This window comes from Variovorax sp. GW823-FHT04B03 (genome assembly GCF_058796495.1).
In genome coordinates this window covers 109,727-128,287 of sequence record NZ_JBXAIT010000002.1, presented here as the reverse complement: position 1 = coordinate 128,287, position 18,561 = coordinate 109,727, and the positions used below count along the sequence as shown (strand labels likewise).

Here is an 18,561-nt window from a genome sequence, read left to right as displayed (position 1 = left end):
CACGAAAGCAATATGTCCAGTACCACTGTCGCCGAGTTCGCGAACGAGCTCAAGAAGACTCCCGAAACCTTGCTTGACCAGCTCAAGAGCGCAGGCGTGCCCAAAGCGGCCGCCACCGATGCACTCACGGAGGCCGACAAGCAGCGCTTGCTCGGCTTCCTGAAGGCCAGCCACGGCACCGCCGAGCCCGAGCGCAAGAAGATCACGCTGACCAAGAAGTCGACCAGCGAGATCAAGCAGGCCGACGCCACCGGTCGCGCCCGCACCATCCAGGTCGAAGTGCGCAAGAAGCGCACCTTCATCCAGCGCGATGAAGGCCACCCGGCCACGGCCGAAGGCGCGCAGCAGCAGGCGGCCGAAACGTCCGCCGCACCGGCTGCGCCCCAGATCGACGAAGCCGAACTGGCCCGCCGCGAGGAAGACGCACGCCGCCAGGCCGAGCTGATCCGCCGCCAGGAAGAAGAGTTGGCCGAGAAGCGTCGCCAGCGCGAAGAAACCGAAGCCCGTGAGCGCGAGCAGGCCGAAAAGGCCGAGCGCGCCGAACAGGCCGAGCAGGAAGCTGCGCGCATCGCCGCCGAGAAGAAGGCCGCTGAAGCCGCCGCCGCTTCGGCCAAGGAAGCCGCGAAGCAGCCGGTGGCTGCCCCGGCCGCACCGGCTGCCGTGGCTGCCGCTGCTGCTGCTGCAGAGACCGCTGCCGTTGCCGAAAAGCAGGCTGCCGACACCAAGCTGGCCGCACAGAACGCCGCCACGCAGGCCAAGGAAGACGCCAAGGCCAAGGCCGCCGCCGAATCGAAGGCCCGTGCCGACGAAGAAGCCGCCCGCGCCAAGGACCTCGACGAGCGTCGCCGCAAGGCCCTGGCCGAAGCCGAAGCCATCCGCGCCATGATGAACGCACCGGCCCGCGTGCTGGTGCCGCACAAGGCGCCGGAGAAGCCGCAGCCTGAAAAGTCGACGGTCAAGGGCACGCTGCACAAGCCGGCCACGCCGCCGGGCCGCCCGGGCGCCCCTGCGGCCCCTGGCGCCGCAGCGCCGGCCGCCGCCGGTGCTGGCAAGGAAGTCAAGTCCGCCAAGCTTTCGTCGAGCTGGGCCGGCGATCCTGCCAAGAAGAAGGAAATCAAGACCCGCGGCGATGCCAGCGGGGGTGTCAGCCGCGGCAACTGGCGCGGAGGCCCGCGTGGCCGTCGCGGCAACGACCGTGGCGGTCATGACGAGCAGCACGCACCGGCCGCACCGGTCGAGGCGCGCGTGCTCGAAGTGCACGTGCCCGAGACCATCACGGTCGCCGAGCTCGCGCACAAGATGGCCGTGAAGGCGCAGGAAGTCATCAAGCAATTGATGAAGCTGGGCATGATGGCGACCATCAACCAGTCGCTCGACCAGGACACCGCGATGATCATCGTGGAGGAAATGGGCCACAACGCGGTGGTTGCCGCGCTGGACGACCCCGAAGCCTTCACCGACGAGGACGTGTCGGCGCAACAGGCCGAAGCCCTGCCGCGCGCACCGGTCGTGACCGTCATGGGTCACGTCGACCACGGCAAGACCTCGCTGCTGGACTACATCCGCCGCGCCAAGGTCGCCGCGGGCGAAGCCGGCGGCATCACGCAGCACATCGGTGCGTACCACGTCGAAACCGAACGCGGCATGGTGTCGTTCCTCGACACCCCGGGTCACGAGGCGTTCACCGCCATGCGTGCCCGCGGTGCGCAGGCCACCGACATCGTGATCCTGGTGGTGGCGGCCGACGACGGCGTCATGCCCCAGACCAAGGAAGCCATCAAGCACGCGAAGGCGGCGGGTGTGCCGATCGTGGTTGCGATCAACAAGGTGGACAAGCCCGACGCCAACCTGGACCGCGTGAAGCAGGAACTGGTGGCCGAAGAGGTCGTGCCTGAAGAGTACGGCGGCGACGTGCCGTTCGTGCCGGTGTCGGCCAAGACCGGCCAGGGCATCGACGACCTGCTCGAGCAGGTGCTGCTGCAAGCCGAAGTGCTGGAACTCAAGGCGCCGGTGGATGCCGCCGCCAAGGGCCTGGTCATCGAAGCGCAGCTCGACAAGGGCCGCGGCCCGGTCGCCACGGTGCTGGTGCAGTCCGGCACGCTCAAGACCGGCGACGTGGTGCTGGCCGGCTCCACCTATGGCCGCGTGCGCGCCATGCTGGACGAAGACGGCAAGGCCACCAAGTCGGCAGGTCCGTCGATCCCGGTCGAAATCCAGGGTCTGACCGAAGTGCCGCAGGCAGGTGACGAGTTCATGGTGATGGCCGACGAGCGCCGTGCGCGCGAAATCGCCACCTACCGCGCGGGCAAGTTCCGCAACACCAAGCTGGCCAAGGCGCAAGCCGCGAACCTGCAGAACATGTTCACCGACCTGTCGGCGGGCGAAGTGCAGACGCTGCGCATCATCATCAAGGCCGACGTGCAGGGCTCGCAGGAAGCACTGGCCCAGTCGCTGCTCAAGCTGGCGACCGAAGAAGTCAAGGTGCAGATCGTGTACGCCGGCGTCGGCGGCATCAGCGAAAGCGACATCAACCTCGCGATCGCGTCGAAGGCTGTGGTCATCGGCTTCAACGTGCGTGCCGATGCCGGTGCGCGCAAGCTGGCCGAAGGCAATGGCGTTCAGCTGAACTACTACAGCATCATTTACGACGCCGTCGACGAGATCAAGGTCGCGATGTCGGGCATGCTGGCACCGGAGCGCCGCGAAGAGATCATCGGCTCGGCCGAGATCCGCACGGTGTTCGTGGCCTCGAAGATCGGCACCGTGGCCGGCTCGTACGTCACTTCGGGCTCGGTCAACCGCAGCGCGCATTTCCGCCTGCTGCGCGACAACGTGGTGATCTACACCGGCGAAGTCGACTCGATCAAGCGCATGAAGGACGATGTCCGCGAAGTCCGCGAAGGTTTTGAGTGCGGTATCAAGCTCAAGAACTACAACGACATCAAAGAGGGCGATCAGCTCGAATTCTTCGAGATCAAGGAAATCGCCCGGACGCTGTAAGCGTTCGACGCGAAAGAGGCCATGCCGAAAAGAAAAGCAGCCGCACCCAACCGCGCGTTCAAGGTCGCCGACCAGATCCAGCGCGATCTGACGGAGCTGATCGCGCGCGAGTTGAAGGACCCGCGCGTGGGCATGGTCACGATCCAGGCGGTCGAGGTCACGCCCGACTATGCGCATGCGAAGGTCTTCTTCAGCCTGCTCACGGGCGACGTGGCCGAGACCACCGAAGCGCTGAACCAGGCCGCAGGCTTCCTGCGCAACGGCCTGTTCAAGCGCCTGCACATCCACACCGTGCCGACGCTGCACTTCCTGTTCGACCGCACCACCGAGCGTGCGGCCGACATGAATGCGCTCATCGCACAGGCCGTTGCTTCGCGCTCGAAAGACGACTAGCGATGAACGCGCCACGCACACGGGTGCAGCGGCGCCCTGTGCATGGGGTGTTGCTGCTCGACAAGCCGCTGGGGTTTTCCAGCAACCAGGCCTTGCAAAAGGCCAAGTGGTTGCTGCGCGCCGAAAAAGCGGGCCATACCGGCACGCTCGATCCGCTCGCCACAGGCGTGCTGCCGCTGTGTTTCGGCGCCGCCACCAAATTCAGCCAACTGCACCTGGACGCCGACAAGACCTACGAGGCAGTCGCGCGCCTGGGCGTCAAGACCACCACGGGTGACGCCGAAGGCGAGGTGATCGCCGAACGCCCAGTGCAGGTGTCGCCAGAAGACCTGGCCCGCGTCCAGGCCCAATTCACCGGCCCGATCCGCCAGGTGCCGCCGATGCACAGCGCACTCAAGAAAGACGGCAAGGCGCTGTACGAGTACGCCCGCGAAGGCATCGAGATCGAGCGCGCACCGCGCGACGTCGTCATTCACCAGCTTGCGCTGACCCGGCTGGACGACACCACGATCCGCATCGTGGCGAGCGTGAGCAAGGGCACCTACATTCGCACCCTGGGCGAGGACATCGGCGAGGCACTGGGTTGCGGCGCGCACCTGACCTCGCTGCGCCGCACGGCCACGGGCGGCTTCGGGCAGGCGCAGTGCGTCACCATCGAAGCGCTCGAAGCCATGACCGAAGACGAGCGCCTGGCACGCCTGTTGCCGCCCGAAGCGCTGGTCGACGGCCACAGCCGCGTCACGCTCGCGGCCGAAGATGCCGCACGTTTTCTCTCGGGCCTGCGCCGCCGTGGCGGCTGGGCCGATGCCGAGGCGGTGGCCGTGTTCGGCACCGACCCGCAGGCGTTCCTGGGCACCGCCCACGTGAGCGCCGGCGAACTGATCCCGGGGCGCTTGCTGAACCCCATCGAAATTCAGCAAATTCTTTTGAACGCACCACAGACCGAAGCGACACCATGAGTACCAAGCAAATCCGCAATATCGCCATCATTGCCCACGTGGACCATGGCAAGACCACCATGGTCGACCAGCTGCTGCGCCAGTCGGGCACCTTCGCCGAGCACGAGAAGGTCGTCGACACGGTGATGGACAACAACGCGATCGAAAAGGAACGTGGCATCACGATCCTGGCCAAGAACTGCGCCGTGACCTGGGAAGGCACGCACATCAACATCGTCGACACCCCGGGTCACGCGGACTTCGGCGGTGAAGTGGAACGCGCGCTGTCGATGGTCGACGGCGTGGTGCTGCTGATCGACGCGCAGGAAGGCCCGATGCCGCAGACGCGCTTCGTGACCAAGAAGGCGCTGGCCCTGGGCCTGAAGCCCATCCTGGTCGTGAACAAGGTCGACAAGCCCGGTGCGAACCCCGACAAGGTGGTCAACGCCGCCTTCGACCTGTTCGACAAGCTCGGCGCGACCGACGAACAGCTCGACTTCCCCGTGGTGTACGCCTCGGGCATCAACGGCTGGTCGTCGCTCGAAGAAGGCGCTCCTGGCGAGCAGTGGGGCCCCGACATGTCGGCCCTGTTCAACACCATCCTGAAGCACGTGCCGTCGCAAAAGGGTGACCCGAACGCGCCGCTGCAGCTGCAGATTTCCGCCCTCGACTTCTCGACCTTCGTCGGCCGCATCGGCGTGGGCCGCATCAGCCAGGGCACGCTCAAGCCCATGACCGACGTGCTGGTCATGGAAGGTCCGGACGGCAAGACCGTCAAGGGCCGCGTCAACCAGGTGCTGACCTTCCAGGGCCTGGACCGCGTGCAATCGACCGAAGCCGGCCCCGGTGAAATCGTGCTGATCAACGGCATCGCCGACATCGGCATCGGCGTCACCGTGACCGACAAGGACAAGCCTGCGCCGCTGCCCATGCTCAAGGTCGACGAGCCGACCCTGACCATGAACTTCTGTGTGAACACCAGCCCGCTGGCCGGCCGCGAAGGCAAGTTCGTGACCAGCCGCCAGATCTGGGACCGCCTGCAAAAGGAACTGCAGCACAACGTGGCACTGCGCGTGAGCGAGACCGACGAAGAAGGCATCTTCGAAGTCATGGGCCGCGGTGAACTGCACCTGACCATCCTGCTGGAAAACATGCGCCGCGAAGGCTATGAAATGGCCGTGTCGAAGCCGCGCGTGGTGTTCCGCACCGTGAACGGCGAAAAGCACGAGCCCATCGAATTGGTCACGGCCGACATCGAAGAAACCCACCAGGGTGGCGTGATGCAGGCATTGGGCGAACGCAAGGGCGAGCTGGTCAACATGGAACCGGACGGCCGTGGCCGCGTGCGCCTGGAGTACCGCATTCCGGCGCGTGGCCTCATCGGCTTCACGAACGAATTCCTGAACCTGACGCGTGGCTCGGGCCTCATCAGCAACATCTTCGACAGCTACGAAGCCCACAAGGGCGAGATCGGCAGCCGCAAGAACGGCGTGCTGATCTCGATGGACGACGGTGAAATCTTCACCTACGCGCTGGGCAAGCTGGACGACCGCGGTCGCATGTTCGTGAAGGCGAACGATCCGGTGTACGAAGGCATGATCGTCGGCATCCACAGCCGCGACAACGACCTGGTCGTGAACGCCACGCGCACCAAGCAGCTGACCAACTTCCGCGTCTCGGGCAAGGAAGACGCGATCAAGATCACGCCCCCAATCGACCTCACGCTGGAATACGGCGTCGAGTTCATCGAGGACGACGAGCTGGTCGAAATCACGCCCAAGAGCGTTCGCCTGCGCAAGCGTTTCCTGAAGGAAAGCGACCGCAAGCGCGCCGGCCGCGACACGTCGAACGGCTGATCGCCTTCGATCGGCCATGCGCCTGACGCACGGCGCCGCAGTCGGGCTGATGGTCGCCGTGACCCTCATGTGGGGCACGGCGGGCGTTGTCACGCGGCACCTGGCACAGGCGCACAGTTTCGAGATCACCTTCTGGCGCAGCCTCTTCACGATGTTGGCGCTGCTGGTGATCTTGCCGCTTTGGCGGGGGCGGGCGGTGTTCTCGCTGCTGCGCCGCGGCGGGCGTTCGCTCTGGATCTCGGGCGTCTGCTGGGCCGTGATGTTCACGGCCTTCATGGTGGCGCTGACCCTCACCTCCACCGCGAGCGTGCTGGTCACGATGTCGCTCGGGCCGCTGTTCACCGCACTGGCCGCGCGCCTCTTCATCGGGCACAGGTTGCCCGCACGCACCTGGGCGGCCATCGTGGTCGCGGGGTTGGGCATCGGCTGGATGTACGGCACGCAGCTGCTGGGCGGTGGTGGCGGGTCGCTCGTCGGCACGTTGGTGGCGCTGTGCGTGCCGCTGGCCGGCGCGACGCAATGGACCGTGGTGCAGCATGCGCACGCCAAGGGGCAGGATGTCGATCTCGTGCCCGCGGTGCTGATCGGCGCGACTCTCTCCGCACTCGTCACCTTGCCGCTGGCCTGGCCGTTCCATGCCGGCCCCCATGACCTGGGGCTGCTGGCCTTCCTGGGTGTGTTTCAGCTGGCGATTCCCTGCGTGCTCTCGGTGCTGTGCGCGCAGGTGCTCAAGGCGCCCGAGGTGGCATTGCTGGCGCTGCTCGAGGTGATCTTCGGCATCGCGCTGGCCTGGCTCGGCGCCGGCGAGACGCCCGCAGCCAGCGTGCTGACGGGCGGCGTGCTCGTGATCGGCGCGCTGGTGTTCAACGAGCTGCTCGCGCTGCGCGGGCGTCGCACCACGCTGGCGGACAGCGCGCTGCCGGGCGCGCACTGACCTTTCGCCGCCCTCAACGGCCGAAGAGGTACCAGCCGATCACGATCACGACGGCCACCACGATCATTCCGAAGTTGCGCCAGCTGGCTTGCTGGCTGCGCGCGAACTCTTTGAGCATGTCGGCGGTCTCCTGCTCGTCGGCGGCGACGATCGCCTGGGCCTCGTCGAGGATGCGCCGATGGTCGGCTGCCGTCGCAAAGGCCGGCTCGGCGGCGACCCGGGTGCGGAGCGCTTCGAACGGCGCCGTGTCGAGCAGGCCGTCGGTCACCAGCCAGCCCAGCGTGGGGCCCAGGGCGGCGGGCGCGCCGGTCAGAGGCGCGGCACGCAGCGCCAGGTCGCGGGTCTCGGTGTCGATCAGTCCTTCGTTGAACAGCGCGATCACGGCCTCGTGCGTGATGCCGGTCTTGCCGAGGTCCAGCAGGTCGTCCGCGTCGTAGGCGATGTCTTCCGCTTCGGTGAACGCCGTGACGGCCGGCGAGGCGGCTTCGAGGCGTTCCACCGCTGCATCCAGTTCTTCCTCGGCGATCAGATTCTTGAGGCGCATCCAGGCCAGCGCATGCGCGGGGCCGGGAATCGGTGGCAGGGCGGGGGCCTCGGGATGCGCGAGCGCGGCATCGTGCTGCGCGTCGGTGATGAGGCCGTGAGACACAAGCGCGTGGAAGGCATCCGGGGTGGTGTCGGCAAAAGTCATCGGGCCATTCTGCCGTGCACCATGAAAAAAGCCCCGGCAGATGCCGAGGCTTGGGTCGCTGAAAGCGCCGGTTCAGACCGACGCCATCACATCAGCGGTATCAGGGACGGGCAACCTTCCAGGCACCGTTGGCCACGCCGTCACCGGTCTTGTCGCCGGCCTTGGTGTCCTTGGCCCAGTAGTACAGCGGCCAGCCCTTGTAGGCCCACTGCTTCTTGCCGTCTTCACGCACGATGATGGTGTAGCCGCCCATGGGCTTGGCGGCGTCGGCCACGGCGAGCGGCGGCCAGTTGGTGGCGCATTGGCCGTTGCAGGCGGAGGTCCCGGCATTGGCGGTGTCGCGGGCGAAGGTGTAGAGCGTCATGCCGTTCGGGCCGACCAGCACGCCGTCGGCGGTGCGGGTGGGCGTGTCGGGCGCTCCAGCGGTCTTGGTGGACATGCCGCCGCAGCCGGCGAGCAGTGCCGCTGCGAGGATCGAGGCGCTGAGCAATTTCATGCAGTTTCTCCTTCAGTTGAAAAATCAATCGCGAAAACAAGCCAGGTGAATGCGCGAACCGGCAGTTTATGCCGTCGCTACGATAACTCGCGGTAGGCCAGGGTCGCGAGTCTCAGTAGCGCATCGCGCGGCAGGCGACCGGCCACGGCGTAGCCGAAACCCCGGTCGATCCAGTAGAAGCTCGGCACGGCGCCGTCCGAAGCAAAACGGAAGGCGGTTTCGCGCGAGGCAGCGGCGTCCGCGGCCTGCGCGTCGAGCGTGCCGATGTACAGCGTGATGCGTTCACCCGCCGCGTCCTCGAACATGAACTGCGCGCGCGCGCCGGTTTCGCCGGGCAGCAGGCGTCCGCCGACCAGCGTGTAGCCGAGCGAGGACAGGTCGGGCACCTTGAGCGGGTGGTCGAGGCGCTTGGACAGCCACTGCACCAGGTGCTGCTGCTCGGCGGCGGCCACTTCGACGGGGTGCCGTTTCTCGGGGGTGTAGACGACGTGGGCCACCGAGGCGTCGCGCACGAACTCACGCACGGCCGGTGCGCGCGCCAAGGAGGCACCGGCCGCGCGCGGCGCGCCCGACCACTGGGCATTGCCGAGCCAGCCGGCCGCGAAGGCGACCAGCAGGCCGGCGGCCATGCCGCCCCAGCGCAGCCAGGGGGTCGAGCGACCGGCCTCGGCACGGCGCCGTTCGAGCACGCCCATCAGCGGCGCAGGCACGGGTTCGTCGAGCAGGCCGCCGTGCAGGCGACGCAACGCGTCGCGCTGGGCATGCCAGGCCGCCACGCGGGCCGCCACGGCCGGATCGCGCGCCAGCGCATCCTCGACCGCCTCGCGGCGTTCGGGCGGCAACTGGCCGTCGACCCAGGCGTGCAGCTCGTCGTCGGTGGGGGGCAGGGGGGGGCGGTTCATGGCGGGGTGCTTCACGTCACTTGAGGCGGCGCAGGCCGGGGCGGCTGGACGCGGCGGCGCCGTCCATCAGTTCCTGCAGGCGAAGGCGGGCGCGCGAGAGGCGCGACATCACGGTGCCGATCGGAATGCCGAGCACCTTCGCCACCTCGGCGTAGGACAGGTCTTCGAGCGTCACCAGCAGCAGCACGGCGCGTTGCTCCTCGGGCAGTTGCATCAGGCAGCGCTGCAGGTCGAGGCCGAGGCTCGGGTCGGCGCCGCCTTGCAGTTGTTCGGGCGCTACCTCCTCCAGCGGCACGACCGCATGCGGTGGCGGCCGACGCCGCACCTGGCTGGCGAAGAGGTTGTGCATGACCGTGAAGAGCCAGGCGCGCAGGTCGGTGCCCACCACCCAGAGCCGCCACTTGCCGCAGGCGCGCTCGAGCGTGTCCTGCACCAGGTCGTCGGCCGCCCAGGCATTGCCCGTGAGCGCGCGCGCATAGCGGCGCAGGCTCGGGATGTGCTCGACCAGCAGGCGGGCGTCCATGGGTAGGCCGGGAGCCTGTCCGTCTCAGGGCTTGGCGGTTTTCCAGGTGCCGTTGACGCCGTCGCCGGTCTTGTCGCCCGGCTTGGTGTCCTTCACCCAGTAGTACAGCGGCCAGCCCTTGGCGGCCCATTGCTTCTTGCCGTCGTCGCGCGTGACGATGGTGAAGTCGCCGCTGGGCTTGTCGCTGTCGGCTGCCATGAAGGGCGGCCAGTTGGTGGCGCAGCCGCCGTTGCAGGCCGACTTGCCGCTGCCGGCCGTGTCCTTGTCGAAGGTGTAGAGCGTCATGCCGTTCGCACCGACCAGCGCGCCATCGGCGGCCTTGGGCTGGGCGAACGCGGGGAGGGCGAGCAGGCTGCCGAGCAGTGCGGCGGCGATGCCGACGGAAGATATGCGAAGAGGCGACATGGAAAGACTCCTGGGTTGATGGCATCGAGGATCGATGACACCGCACAAACGCCCGCAGCGCGCGTTTTATTCCATGCCGCCCAAAAAAGAAAAATCAGCGGTTGCGGCTCTTCATCGCGCGCTCGACTTCGCGCTTGCCTTCGCGGTCCTTGATGGTGTCGCGCTTGTCGTGCTCGGCCTTGCCCTTGGCGAGCGCGATCTCGCACTTCACCTTGCCGGCCTTCCAGTGCAGGTTCAGCGGCACCAGCGTGTAGCCCTTTTGCTCGACCTTGCCGACGAGGCGCTTGATCTCTTCCTTGTGCAGCAGCAACTTCTTGGTGCGGACCGAATCAGGATTGACGTGCGTCGAGGCGCTCTTGAGCGGGTTGATCTGGCAGCCGACCACGAACAGCTCGCCGTCGCGAATCACCACGTAGCCGTCGGTCAGCTGCACCTTGCCTTCGCGCAGCGACTTGACTTCCCAGCCCTCGAGGACCATGCCGGCCTCGAAGCGTTCTTCGAAGAAATAGTTGTAGGCGGCCTTCTTGTTGTCGGCGATGCGGGAGGAGGTGTCTTGTTTCTTGGTGGCCATGGCTCGAGAAGTTGGGGGCGCATGGCTTCAATACAATCCGTCGCGCACGCTGTGCCGATTCTATGAAAACAGTCCACAAGTCCGTCCTCATCTGGTACAGCGCCGAAGAAATGTACGCGCTCGTCACCGATGTGGCGAAGTACCCGCAGTTCCTGCCCTGGTGCGACAAGTCGCGTGTCATCGAGCAGGACGAGGGCGGCATGACCGCCGAAGTCGGCCTGGCCTTCGCCGGGCTGCACCAGAGTTTCACCACCCGCAACACGCACATCGCAGGCCGCGAGGTGCAGCTGAAGCTGGTCGACGGGCCGTTCTCCAACCTCGACGGCACCTGGAAATTCCACCCCGTGGGCGAGCAGGGCGAACGCGCCTGCCGCGTCGAGCTGCAGATGAGCTACGGTTTCAGCAACTTCGCGCTGCAGGCCCTGGTGGGGCCGGTGTTCGACACCATCGCCTCGAGCCTGGTCGAAGCCTTCGTCAAGCGCGCCGAACAGGTCTACGGCGAAGGCTGATGGCCGATCGCCGCATCGAGGTCACGCTGAGCTGTTCGCCGGCGGCGCGCGAGGTGTTCGAGCAGGTCCTGCAGCTCGCGCTCGGCACCGCGGTGGCCGAGGCGGTGAAGGCCAGCGATCTCATGCAGCGCTTTCCCGACCTGGACTGGCGGCATGCCATGACGCCGGGCATCTGGGGCCGGGCGGTGGCGTGGGAGCAGCCGTTGAAGGACGGCGACCGCATCGAGCTGTGCCGTCCGCTCACGGTCGATCCGAAGGTGGCGCGCCGTGAACGCTTCCAGCGGCAAGGCGCGCGCGGCACGGGCCTGTTCGCGAACAAGCGCAAGGGTGGCAAGGACGGCTACTGAGCGGCCGTCGCGGGCTTACTTGCAGTCGCTGTCGATGACCGACTGAACCCGCTTCTGCTCAGCCGCACGCGCAGCGTCGTCCATGATTTCGCGCTCGCCCTTGGCGTTGACCTTGGCGAGGCGGATGCCACTGTCGATCGTGGTCTTGCCTTCGCGTGCGCGGGCGCAACTCTCGGCCTTGGCCTTGGCGATCTTGGCCGCTTCAGTCGCTTCCTTGGCCTTCTGCTCGGCCTCGGCCTTCTTGGTCTTTTCCTCGAGTTCCTTGTCCACGCCGGTGGGCTTGGGCGGCGGCGCGGCCTTGGGGGCTGCGGCCGTGTCGCTGCTTCCCTCGGGGGCCGGTGTGGCCGGGGCGGGCGCCCGGGCCGACGGCGAGGGGCCGGCGCGGCGCAGGATGTTCTTTTCGGGGATGTCGGTGGGCGGCGGCTGGTCGCTGAAGACCTTCTTGCCGCTGTTGTCGACCCATTGCCATTGCGCGCTCGCCGAGAGCGGCAGCGCACACGCGCAACCCAATACCAGCCAATGCAGGAAATTCATGCGCGGAGTTTAGCTGTGCCTTACTTTTTGCAACATCCGTAGTAGGCGGTTTTGCAACGGTCAGAAAAAACCCGCGCCGGCGAAGCGGGCGGAGCCCTCGTTACAATCCGTCTTTTGGAGCCTCACCCATGCGCCTTCTCGGCAAAGCGCTCACCTTCGACGACGTGTTGTTGGTGCCAGCATTCTCCCAAGTCCTGCCCAAGGACACGTCTCTCGCCACCAAGTTCTCCCGCAACATCACGCTGAACCTGCCGCTCGTCTCGGCGGCCATGGACACCGTGACCGAAGCCCGCCTCGCGATCGCCATCGCGCAAGAGGGTGGCATCGGCATCGTGCACAAGAACCTCACCGCGCAGCAGCAGGCCGCCGAAGTGGCCCGCGTCAAGCGCTACGAGTCGGGCGTGCTGCGCGACCCGGTGGTGATCACGCCGACGCACTCCGTGCGCCAGGTGATGGCACTGTCCGACCAGCTCGGCATCTCGGGCTTCCCGGTGATCGACGGCGGCAAGGTCGTCGGCATCGTCACGGGGCGCGACCTGCGCTTCGAGAACCGCTACGACGTACCCGTCAGCGAAATCATGACGCAGCGCGACCGGCTCATCACGGTGCCCGACGGCACCACGCTGGCCGAAGCCAAGGCGCTGCTGAACAAGCACAAGCTCGAGCGCCTGCTCGTCATCAACGGCGACTGGGAGCTCAAGGGCCTCATCACCGTCAAGGACATCACCAAGCAGACCAGCTTCCCCAATGCCGCACGCGATGCCAACGGCCGCCTGCGCGTGGGCGCGGCGGTCGGTGTGGGTGACGGCACCGAAGAGCGCGTCGAAGCCCTGGTGAAGGCCGGCGTCGACGCCATCGTGGTGGACACCGCCCACGGCCACAGCGCCGGCGTGATCGAGCGCGTGCGCTGGGTCAAGAAGAACTACCCGCAGGTCGACGTGATCGGCGGCAACATCGCCACCGGCGACGCTGCGCGTGCACTGGCCGACGCCGGCGCCGATGCGGTCAAGGTCGGCATCGGCCCGGGCTCCATCTGCACCACCCGCATCGTCGCTGGCGTGGGCGTGCCGCAGATCATGGCGGTCGACAGCGTCGCCACCGCGCTGCAGGGCACGGGCATTCCGCTGATCTCCGACGGCGGCGTGCGCTACTCGGGCGACATCGCCAAGGCGATCGCCGCCGGCGCGAGCACCGTGATGATGGGCAGCATGTTCGCCGGCACCGAAGAGGCGCCGGGCGAAATCGTGCTGTACCAGGGTCGCAGCTACAAGAGCTACCGCGGCATGGGCTCCATCGGCGCGATGCAGCAGGGCAGTGCCGACCGGTACTTCCAGGAATCGACCACCGGCAACCCCAACACCGACAAGCTCGTGCCCGAAGGCATCGAAGGCCGCGTGCCCTACAAGGGCTCGATCGTCTCCATCGTCTACCAGATGGCCGGCGGCGTGCGCGCCAGCATGGGCTACTGCGGCTGCGCGACCATCGAGGACATGCAGAACAAGGCCGAGTTCGTCGAGATCACCACGGCCGGCATCCGTGAGAGCCACGTCCACGACGTGCAGATCACGAAGGAAGCCCCGAACTACCGCGCTGAGTAAGCCCAATCTGGCCAGACCTTGAAAGTCAGGCCAGACTCGGCTTAAAATTTGGGCCAGATTCAAATTTTCTGGCCCAAATGCAATCCATCGGCATCGCTGAAGCCAAGAACAACTTCTCGGCCCTGATCGACCTGGTCGAAAAGGGCGAGGAGGTTCGCATCACCCGCCACGGCAAGGAAGTCGTGCGCATGCTGCCGGTGCGCCGCAAGCCCGTCATCACCGACGAGCAGATCGCCCGCGAGCTTGGGCAGATCGACGCGCTGCACGCCACCATCCAGCCCGGCCCCACGACCCGCGAGCTCCTGGACCAAGGACGCCAGCCATGACCGCCTTCGTCATGGACGCCTCGGTCACCGCCGCCTGGCTGCTGCCCGACCAGGCCAGCGAACACACCCGCAGGCTCTACGCCGCCATCCGCCGCGACGAGGTCGAGCCACAGGCGCCCAACGCCTGGCAGTGGGAGTGCGCCAACATCCTCGCCAACGGCGTGCGCAGCGGCCGCATCCCGGCATCGGCCGTCGAAGGCCTGTGGAGCGTGCTCGACGCCATCCGCCACCGCGTGGAGCTGCACGACCTCGCGCCGGCCCAGCACAAGGCTGTGCTCGCCGTGGCCATCGACGCGGGCGTCTCGCTCTACGATGCGGGCTACCTCTGGCTCGCCAAATCGCTCAACCTTCCGCTCGCCACGTTCGACGAGCACCTCATCCAGGCGGCGCCGCACGCGGGCGTCAAGCTGTTCGACATTTCAACGCTCTGAGTCCTCTCGCCATGCAACACGACAAGATCCTCATCCTCGACTTCGGCTCGCAAGTCACGCAGCTCATCGCACGCCGCGTGCGCGAAGCGCATGTGCTCAGCGAAGTGCATCCCTGCGACGTCACCGACGAGTGGGTGCGCGAATACGCCGCCGACGGCCACCTCAAGGGCGTGATCCTCTCAGGCAGCCACGCCAGCGTGTACGAAGAGACCACCGACAAGTGCCCGCAAGCCGTGTTCGACCTCGGCATTCCGGTGCTCGGCATCTGCTACGGCATGCAGACCATGGCGCACCAGCTCGGCGGCAAGGTCGAAGGCGGCCACAAGCGCGAGTTCGGTTTCGCGGCCGTGCGTGCCCATGGCCACACCGCGCTGCTGAAAGACATCGCCGACTTCACCACGCCCGAGGGCTTCGGCATGCTCAACGTGTGGATGAGCCACGGCGACAAGGTCACCGAGCTGCCGCCCGGCTTCAAGCTCATGGCCAGCACCGACAGCTGCCCCATCGCCGGCATGGCCGACGAGGCACGCCGCTACTACGCGCTGCAGTTCCACCCCGAAGTCACGCACACCGTGCAGGGCAAGGCCATCATCGACCGCTTCGTGCTCGGCATCTGCGAGGCCAAGCCCGACTGGGTCATGCGCGACCACATCGCCGAAGCCGTGCAGAAGATCCGCGAACAGGTGGGCGATGAAGAGGTCATCCTCGGCCTCTCGGGCGGCGTCGATTCGAGCGTGGCCGCCGCGCTCATCCACCGCGCCATCGGCGACCAGCTGACCTGCGTGTTCGTCGACCACGGCCTGCTGCGCCTGAACGAAGGCGACATGGTCATGGAGATGTTCGAAGGCAAGCTGCACGCGAAGGTCATCCGCGTCGATGCCAGCGACCTGTTCCTGGGCAAGCTCGCCGGCGTGAGCGACCCCGAAGCCAAGCGCAAGATCATCGGCGGCGAGTTCGTCACTGTGTTCAAGCAAGAGGCTGCCAAGCTCAAGGCGGGCGACGGCGGCCACAAGGGCGCGACCTTCCTGGCGCAAGGCACCATCTACCCCGACGTCATCGAGTCGGGCGGCGCCAAGAGCAAGAAGGCCGTCACCATCAAGAGCCACCACAACGTGGGCGGCCTGCCCGAGCAGCTCGGCCTGAAGCTGCTCGAGCCGCTGCGCGACCTGTTCAAGGACGAAGTGCGCGAACTCGGCGTGGCCCTCGGCTTGCCGCCCGAGATGGTCTACCGCCATCCGTTCCCCGGCCCCGGCCTGGGCGTGCGCATCCTGGGCGAAGTGAAGAAGGAATACGCCGACCTGCTGCGCCGCGCCGACGCCATCTTCATCGAAGAGCTGCGCAACTTCACCGACGCCGAAACCGGCAAGACCTGGTACGACCTCACGAGCCAGGCCTTCACCGTGTTCCTGCCCGTGAAGAGCGTGGGCGTGATGGGTGACGGCCGCACCTACGACTACGTCGTCGCGCTGCGCGCCGTGCAGACCAGCGACTTCATGACCGCCGACTGGGCCGAGCTGCCGTACGCGCTGCTCAAGAAGGTGTCGGGCCGCATCATCAACGAGGTGCGCGGCATCAACCGTGTGACCTACGACGTGTCGAGCAAGCCGCCGGCGACGATCGAGTGGGAATGAGTTCCTGAAAAGAAGAAAGGCGCCGCAAGGCGCCTTTCTTCTTTGGCGGGTGACCCGATGATCAGAAGCTCGCCTTCAAACCCACCGTGAACATCCCGCCCTTGGCCTGCTTCGACAGCTTGCCGAAGTAGTCGTAGTCGGCCGTGATCGCGAGGTTCTGCGTCATGCGGTACTCGGCGCCGACACCGACCATCAGACCCGTGCCGCTGCCCGAAAGGCGCTGGTTGGCCGGGGCCCACTTGTTGTCGCCGGAGATGCGTCCGCGTGCCACGCCGAGGCGGCCGTTGAGGGCGAAGGCGTCGCCCAGCGGCATGCGGGCCGTGGCGGCGGCGTAGAAGACCTGGCCGGTGCCGGTCTGCAGCCTGGAGCCGCCGTAGGCCGAGCTCCATTGGCTCACGCTGCCGAGGCGGGCGTAGCCGGCTTCCACGCCGAAGTGCTCGGTGAGGCGGTAGCCGCCGTACAGCTTGTAGGACGTGCCGCTCTTGTCGGCCTTCTTGCCGCCCCAGGGCACGGGCACGGGGGCGTTTTTCGAGGACGACAGGCTGTAGCTGGAGCGGCCGATGGCGCCGCCGACATACAGCCCGGTGTCCTTGTCGAAACCGGCGGCGAAGGCGCCGACGGAGGCGGTGCCGAGCCAGAGGGCTGCGAGTGCGAGGCGGGCTTGCGTTTTCGTCAAGATGAAATCCTGTTGGTTGATTGATCGATTGAATGAATGCGTGGATGGGCGGCGTGTCGTTGTTCGCCTTGCCGCCACCGTCCGACGATTCTCAAAAACCAATCTGAAGACGAGCTTCGCGTTTGCTGAAGGCCTCATGAAGGGCCCTTGCCATGGGCGATGATCGACACATGTCAGCCCAGCTTCTTCTTCCCGGAATCGATCCCCCGCCGCGGCCCCTACCGCGGCCTCGCGGCACCCAGGCCCCTCGCAAGGCGCCGCTGCCGCACTCGCTTTTCTTCGCACTGCTTCCCACCCCGCAAGACGCCGAAACCATCGCCGCGCTCGGCGCGCGCATGAACTCCCAACACGCCCTGAAGGGCACGGCGGTCGAGGCGCAGCGCCTGCACGTCACGCTGTTCGACCTCGGCAACCACGACCAGGTGCCGGCCGACAAGGTGGCCCAGGCATCGACCGCCGCCGCCGCGGTGTCTGTGCCGGCGCTCGATGTCGTCTTCGAAAAATCCATGAGCTACGCCAAAGGCGCGCTGGTGCTGTGCGCCGACGACGAGGCCAACGTTGCGGCGTTGCGCGCGTTCAGGCAACGCCTGGGCGAGGCGCTGGCCGATGTCGGCCTGAAGCCCTCGCGCACGTTCACGCCGCACATGACCATCGCCTATGCACGGCGCAAGCTCGAAAAGCACGCGCTCGAAGCGCCCGCGCGGTGGGCCGCCCATTCATTGGTGCTCATCGACAGCCACGTGGGCGAGGGCGCGCACGAGGTGCTGGGCCGCTGGCCCGCCGAGGTGGCCGCCTAGGCGCCGTCCTGATCGGCAAACGTATCGAACAGCAGCCCGCGCAGCCACTGGTTGCCCGGGTCGCGGTGCACCTTCGCGTGCCAGAACAGATTGATCGCGATCTGCGGCAGCGCCACCGGGTGCGGTCGCCACACCAGGCCGAAGGGCTCGGCGATGCTGCGCGCGAGCCGCTCGGGCACGGTCGCGATCATCTCGCTCGACTGCAGGATGTGGCCGATGGCCACGAAGTGCGGCACCTTGAGCCGGATGCGGCGCTGGATGCCCTGCGCCGCCATCACGTCGTCGGCCTTGCCGTGGCCCGTGCCGGCGGCCTGCACCTGCACGTGGTCCGCTGCGCTGAAGTCCTTCAGTGACACGCTGCGCTTGCGCGCCAGCGGGTGCGTACCGGCGAACAGGCACACATAACGCTGCAGGAACAGCCGGCGCTGGAACACGCCCGACTTGAGCTGCGGCAGCAGGCCGATGGCGATGTCGACATGGCCGGCCTCCAGGTCGTCGCGCAGGTGGGTCGCGGTGTTGTTGCGCAGCGTGCTGATGGTCACGCCCGGCGCGGCGGCCGAGAGCGTTTCCATGAGGCGCGGCGTGAAGTAGATCTCGCCGATGTCGGTCATGGCGAGCGTGAAGCTGCGCGTGCTCGTGGCGGGGTCGAACACCACCTGCTGGTTGAGTGCCGTGTGCAGCGCGCCCATGGCGTAGGCCACCGGCTCGGCCAGCTGCAGCGCGAAGGGCGTGGGCTCCATGCCGCGCGCGGTGCGCAAGAAAAGCTCGTCGCCCAGCAGCTTGCGCAGGCGCGCCAGCGCGTTGCTGATGGCGGGCTGCGACAGGCCCAGCGACTCGGCCACGGCCGACACGCGCTTCTCGGCCAGCATGCGGTCGAACACCAGCAGCAGGTTGAGGTCGATGTCCTTGAGTTGCATGGCGCACCTTTATTCATGCCGGTGATACAGCCGATTCACCAGATTCTATTGGTCAATCGGAAGAGGCCGCGCATCATCCGTGCCCA

At 67.0% G+C, this 18,561-nt stretch carries 21 protein-coding genes; 12 read left to right on the top strand and 9 right to left on the bottom strand.

Annotation, left to right across the window (positions count from 1 at the left end; genetic code table 11):
- Positions 1-12: 12 nt before the first annotated feature.
- Genes infB through AC1RAD_RS09290 form a run of 5 tightly spaced genes read left to right on the top strand, consistent with a single transcriptional unit; the run spans position 13 to position 7,121 of the window.
- A complete protein-coding gene (gene infB / locus AC1RAD_RS09310) occupies positions 13-3,000 on the top strand; it encodes a translation initiation factor IF-2 (RefSeq protein ID WP_062479820.1) in 2,988 nt (995 codons plus the stop codon).
- A gap of 21 nt (positions 3,001-3,021) precedes the next feature.
- On the top strand, positions 3,022-3,393 hold the full coding sequence (gene rbfA / locus AC1RAD_RS09305; protein WP_070060772.1) for a 30S ribosome-binding factor RbfA: 372 nt from the start codon (positions 3,022-3,024) through the stop codon (positions 3,391-3,393).
- Between the two features lie 2 nt (positions 3,394-3,395).
- Positions 3,396-4,352, top strand: coding sequence for a tRNA pseudouridine(55) synthase TruB (gene truB, locus AC1RAD_RS09300; RefSeq protein WP_492734617.1), 957 nt, complete (start codon positions 3,396-3,398; stop codon positions 4,350-4,352).
- Positions 4,349-6,187 carry a translational GTPase TypA gene (gene typA, locus AC1RAD_RS09295; protein WP_095745387.1) on the top strand — a complete coding sequence of 613 codons (1,839 nt, stop codon included), beginning with the start codon at positions 4,349-4,351 and terminating at the stop codon, positions 6,185-6,187. Before truB ends, typA begins: the two co-directional genes overlap by 4 nt.
- A gap of 16 nt (positions 6,188-6,203) precedes the next feature.
- Positions 6,204-7,121: a DMT family transporter gene (locus AC1RAD_RS09290; RefSeq protein WP_070060770.1), complete on the top strand. Its 918-nt coding sequence runs from the start codon at positions 6,204-6,206 to the stop codon at positions 7,119-7,121.
- A 13-nt stretch (positions 7,122-7,134) separates the two neighbouring features.
- On the opposite strand, the gene AC1RAD_RS09285 is transcribed toward AC1RAD_RS09290, so the two are convergent.
- The 6 genes from AC1RAD_RS09285 to smpB form a co-directional block, all read right to left on the bottom strand.
- Positions 7,135-7,812, bottom strand: coding sequence for a hypothetical protein (locus tag AC1RAD_RS09285; RefSeq protein ID WP_492734616.1), 678 nt, complete (start codon positions 7,810-7,812; stop codon positions 7,135-7,137).
- Positions 7,813-7,912: 100 nt separating this feature from the next.
- Positions 7,913-8,308 carry a COG4315 family predicted lipoprotein gene (locus AC1RAD_RS09280; RefSeq protein ID WP_062479812.1) on the bottom strand — a complete coding sequence of 132 codons (396 nt, stop codon included), beginning with the start codon at positions 8,306-8,308 and terminating at the stop codon, positions 7,913-7,915.
- Between the two features lie 77 nt (positions 8,309-8,385).
- Entirely contained in the window at positions 8,386-9,210 is an 825-nt protein-coding gene (locus tag AC1RAD_RS09275) for an anti-sigma factor family protein (protein WP_492734615.1), read from the bottom strand.
- Positions 9,211-9,226: 16 nt separating this feature from the next.
- Complete coding sequence (locus tag AC1RAD_RS09270; protein ID WP_492734614.1) at positions 9,227-9,733, bottom strand: sigma-70 family RNA polymerase sigma factor; 507 nt, start codon at positions 9,731-9,733, stop codon at positions 9,227-9,229.
- A 24-nt stretch (positions 9,734-9,757) separates the two neighbouring features.
- A complete protein-coding gene (locus tag AC1RAD_RS09265) occupies positions 9,758-10,138 on the bottom strand; it encodes a COG4315 family predicted lipoprotein (protein ID WP_492734613.1) in 381 nt (126 codons plus the stop codon).
- Between the two features lie 94 nt (positions 10,139-10,232).
- Positions 10,233-10,709 carry an SsrA-binding protein SmpB gene (gene smpB / locus AC1RAD_RS09260; protein WP_062477854.1) on the bottom strand — a complete coding sequence of 159 codons (477 nt, stop codon included), beginning with the start codon at positions 10,707-10,709 and terminating at the stop codon, positions 10,233-10,235.
- A 62-nt stretch (positions 10,710-10,771) separates the two neighbouring features.
- On the opposite strand from smpB, the gene AC1RAD_RS09255 reads away from it, so the two are divergent.
- Positions 10,772-11,218, top strand: a complete 447-nt coding sequence (locus tag AC1RAD_RS09255; protein ID WP_062477851.1) for a type II toxin-antitoxin system RatA family toxin — start codon at positions 10,772-10,774, stop codon at positions 11,216-11,218.
- A complete protein-coding gene (locus AC1RAD_RS09250) occupies positions 11,218-11,565 on the top strand; it encodes an RnfH family protein (protein WP_492734612.1) in 348 nt (115 codons plus the stop codon). The genes AC1RAD_RS09255 and AC1RAD_RS09250 overlap by 1 nt, the downstream gene beginning before the upstream one ends.
- Before the next feature lie 15 nt (positions 11,566-11,580).
- Here AC1RAD_RS09250 and AC1RAD_RS09245 read toward each other — a convergent pair whose 3' ends face one another.
- Positions 11,581-12,099, bottom strand: coding sequence for a DUF4124 domain-containing protein (locus tag AC1RAD_RS09245; RefSeq protein ID WP_492734611.1), 519 nt, complete (start codon positions 12,097-12,099; stop codon positions 11,581-11,583).
- Between the two features lie 128 nt (positions 12,100-12,227).
- On the opposite strand from AC1RAD_RS09245, the gene guaB reads away from it, so the two are divergent.
- From guaB to guaA, 4 genes are all read left to right on the top strand, one after another.
- Positions 12,228-13,697: an IMP dehydrogenase gene (guaB, locus tag AC1RAD_RS09240; protein WP_062477841.1), complete on the top strand. Its 1,470-nt coding sequence runs from the start codon at positions 12,228-12,230 to the stop codon at positions 13,695-13,697.
- A gap of 77 nt (positions 13,698-13,774) precedes the next feature.
- Positions 13,775-14,023 (top strand): type II toxin-antitoxin system Phd/YefM family antitoxin, encoded by a 249-nt coding sequence (locus AC1RAD_RS09235; protein ID WP_070060762.1) that lies wholly within the window; start codon positions 13,775-13,777, stop codon positions 14,021-14,023.
- Complete coding sequence (locus AC1RAD_RS09230) at positions 14,020-14,454, top strand: type II toxin-antitoxin system VapC family toxin (protein ID WP_070060761.1); 435 nt, start codon at positions 14,020-14,022, stop codon at positions 14,452-14,454. Before AC1RAD_RS09235 ends, AC1RAD_RS09230 begins: the two co-directional genes overlap by 4 nt.
- Before the next feature lie 11 nt (positions 14,455-14,465).
- Complete coding sequence (gene guaA / locus AC1RAD_RS09225; protein WP_062477832.1) at positions 14,466-16,085, top strand: glutamine-hydrolyzing GMP synthase; 1,620 nt, start codon at positions 14,466-14,468, stop codon at positions 16,083-16,085.
- A gap of 61 nt (positions 16,086-16,146) precedes the next feature.
- Here the strand turns inward: guaA and AC1RAD_RS09220 are convergent, their stop codons facing one another.
- Positions 16,147-16,761, bottom strand: a complete 615-nt coding sequence (locus AC1RAD_RS09220; RefSeq protein WP_492734610.1) for a porin family protein — start codon at positions 16,759-16,761, stop codon at positions 16,147-16,149.
- A 335-nt stretch (positions 16,762-17,096) separates the two neighbouring features.
- Here AC1RAD_RS09220 and AC1RAD_RS09215 point away from each other — a divergent pair, with 335 nt between their 5' ends.
- On the top strand, positions 17,097-17,558 hold the full coding sequence (locus tag AC1RAD_RS09215; protein WP_492734609.1) for a 2'-5' RNA ligase family protein: 462 nt from the start codon (positions 17,097-17,099) through the stop codon (positions 17,556-17,558).
- Here the strand turns inward: AC1RAD_RS09215 and AC1RAD_RS09210 are convergent.
- On the bottom strand, positions 17,555-18,475 hold the full coding sequence (locus AC1RAD_RS09210) for a LysR family transcriptional regulator (RefSeq protein WP_062477812.1): 921 nt from the start codon (positions 18,473-18,475) through the stop codon (positions 17,555-17,557). The genes AC1RAD_RS09215 and AC1RAD_RS09210 overlap by 4 nt on opposite strands.
- Positions 18,476-18,561 lie beyond the last annotated feature (86 nt).

Excerpts from the sequence above, each read along its gene's own strand:
- infB (WP_062479820.1), top strand. The coding sequence starts at position 13 with ATGTCCAGTACCACTGTCGCCGAGTTCGCGAACGAGCTCAAGAAGACT.
- rbfA (WP_070060772.1), top strand. The coding sequence starts at position 3,022 with ATGCCGAAAAGAAAAGCAGCCGCACCCAACCGCGCGTTCAAGGTCGCC.
- truB (WP_492734617.1), top strand. The coding sequence starts at position 3,396 with ATGAACGCGCCACGCACACGGGTGCAGCGGCGCCCTGTGCATGGGGTG.
- typA (WP_095745387.1), top strand. The coding sequence starts at position 4,349 with ATGAGTACCAAGCAAATCCGCAATATCGCCATCATTGCCCACGTGGAC.
- AC1RAD_RS09290 (WP_070060770.1), top strand. The coding sequence starts at position 6,204 with ATGCGCCTGACGCACGGCGCCGCAGTCGGGCTGATGGTCGCCGTGACC.
- AC1RAD_RS09285 (WP_492734616.1), bottom strand. The coding sequence starts at position 7,812 with ATGACTTTTGCCGACACCACCCCGGATGCCTTCCACGCGCTTGTGTCT.
- AC1RAD_RS09280 (WP_062479812.1), bottom strand. The coding sequence starts at position 8,308 with ATGAAATTGCTCAGCGCCTCGATCCTCGCAGCGGCACTGCTCGCCGGC.
- AC1RAD_RS09275 (WP_492734615.1), bottom strand. The coding sequence starts at position 9,210 with ATGAACCGCCCCCCCCTGCCCCCCACCGACGACGAGCTGCACGCCTGG.
- AC1RAD_RS09270 (WP_492734614.1), bottom strand. The coding sequence starts at position 9,733 with ATGGACGCCCGCCTGCTGGTCGAGCACATCCCGAGCCTGCGCCGCTAT.
- AC1RAD_RS09265 (WP_492734613.1), bottom strand. The coding sequence starts at position 10,138 with ATGTCGCCTCTTCGCATATCTTCCGTCGGCATCGCCGCCGCACTGCTC.
- smpB (WP_062477854.1), bottom strand. The coding sequence starts at position 10,709 with ATGGCCACCAAGAAACAAGACACCTCCTCCCGCATCGCCGACAACAAG.
- AC1RAD_RS09255 (WP_062477851.1), top strand. The coding sequence starts at position 10,772 with ATGAAAACAGTCCACAAGTCCGTCCTCATCTGGTACAGCGCCGAAGAA.
- AC1RAD_RS09250 (WP_492734612.1), top strand. The coding sequence starts at position 11,218 with ATGGCCGATCGCCGCATCGAGGTCACGCTGAGCTGTTCGCCGGCGGCG.
- AC1RAD_RS09245 (WP_492734611.1), bottom strand. The coding sequence starts at position 12,099 with ATGAATTTCCTGCATTGGCTGGTATTGGGTTGCGCGTGTGCGCTGCCG.
- guaB (WP_062477841.1), top strand. The coding sequence starts at position 12,228 with ATGCGCCTTCTCGGCAAAGCGCTCACCTTCGACGACGTGTTGTTGGTG.
- AC1RAD_RS09235 (WP_070060762.1), top strand. The coding sequence starts at position 13,775 with ATGCAATCCATCGGCATCGCTGAAGCCAAGAACAACTTCTCGGCCCTG.
- AC1RAD_RS09230 (WP_070060761.1), top strand. The coding sequence starts at position 14,020 with ATGACCGCCTTCGTCATGGACGCCTCGGTCACCGCCGCCTGGCTGCTG.
- guaA (WP_062477832.1), top strand. The coding sequence starts at position 14,466 with ATGCAACACGACAAGATCCTCATCCTCGACTTCGGCTCGCAAGTCACG.
- AC1RAD_RS09215 (WP_492734609.1), top strand. The coding sequence starts at position 17,097 with ATGAACTCCCAACACGCCCTGAAGGGCACGGCGGTCGAGGCGCAGCGC.
- AC1RAD_RS09210 (WP_062477812.1), bottom strand. The coding sequence starts at position 18,475 with ATGCAACTCAAGGACATCGACCTCAACCTGCTGCTGGTGTTCGACCGC.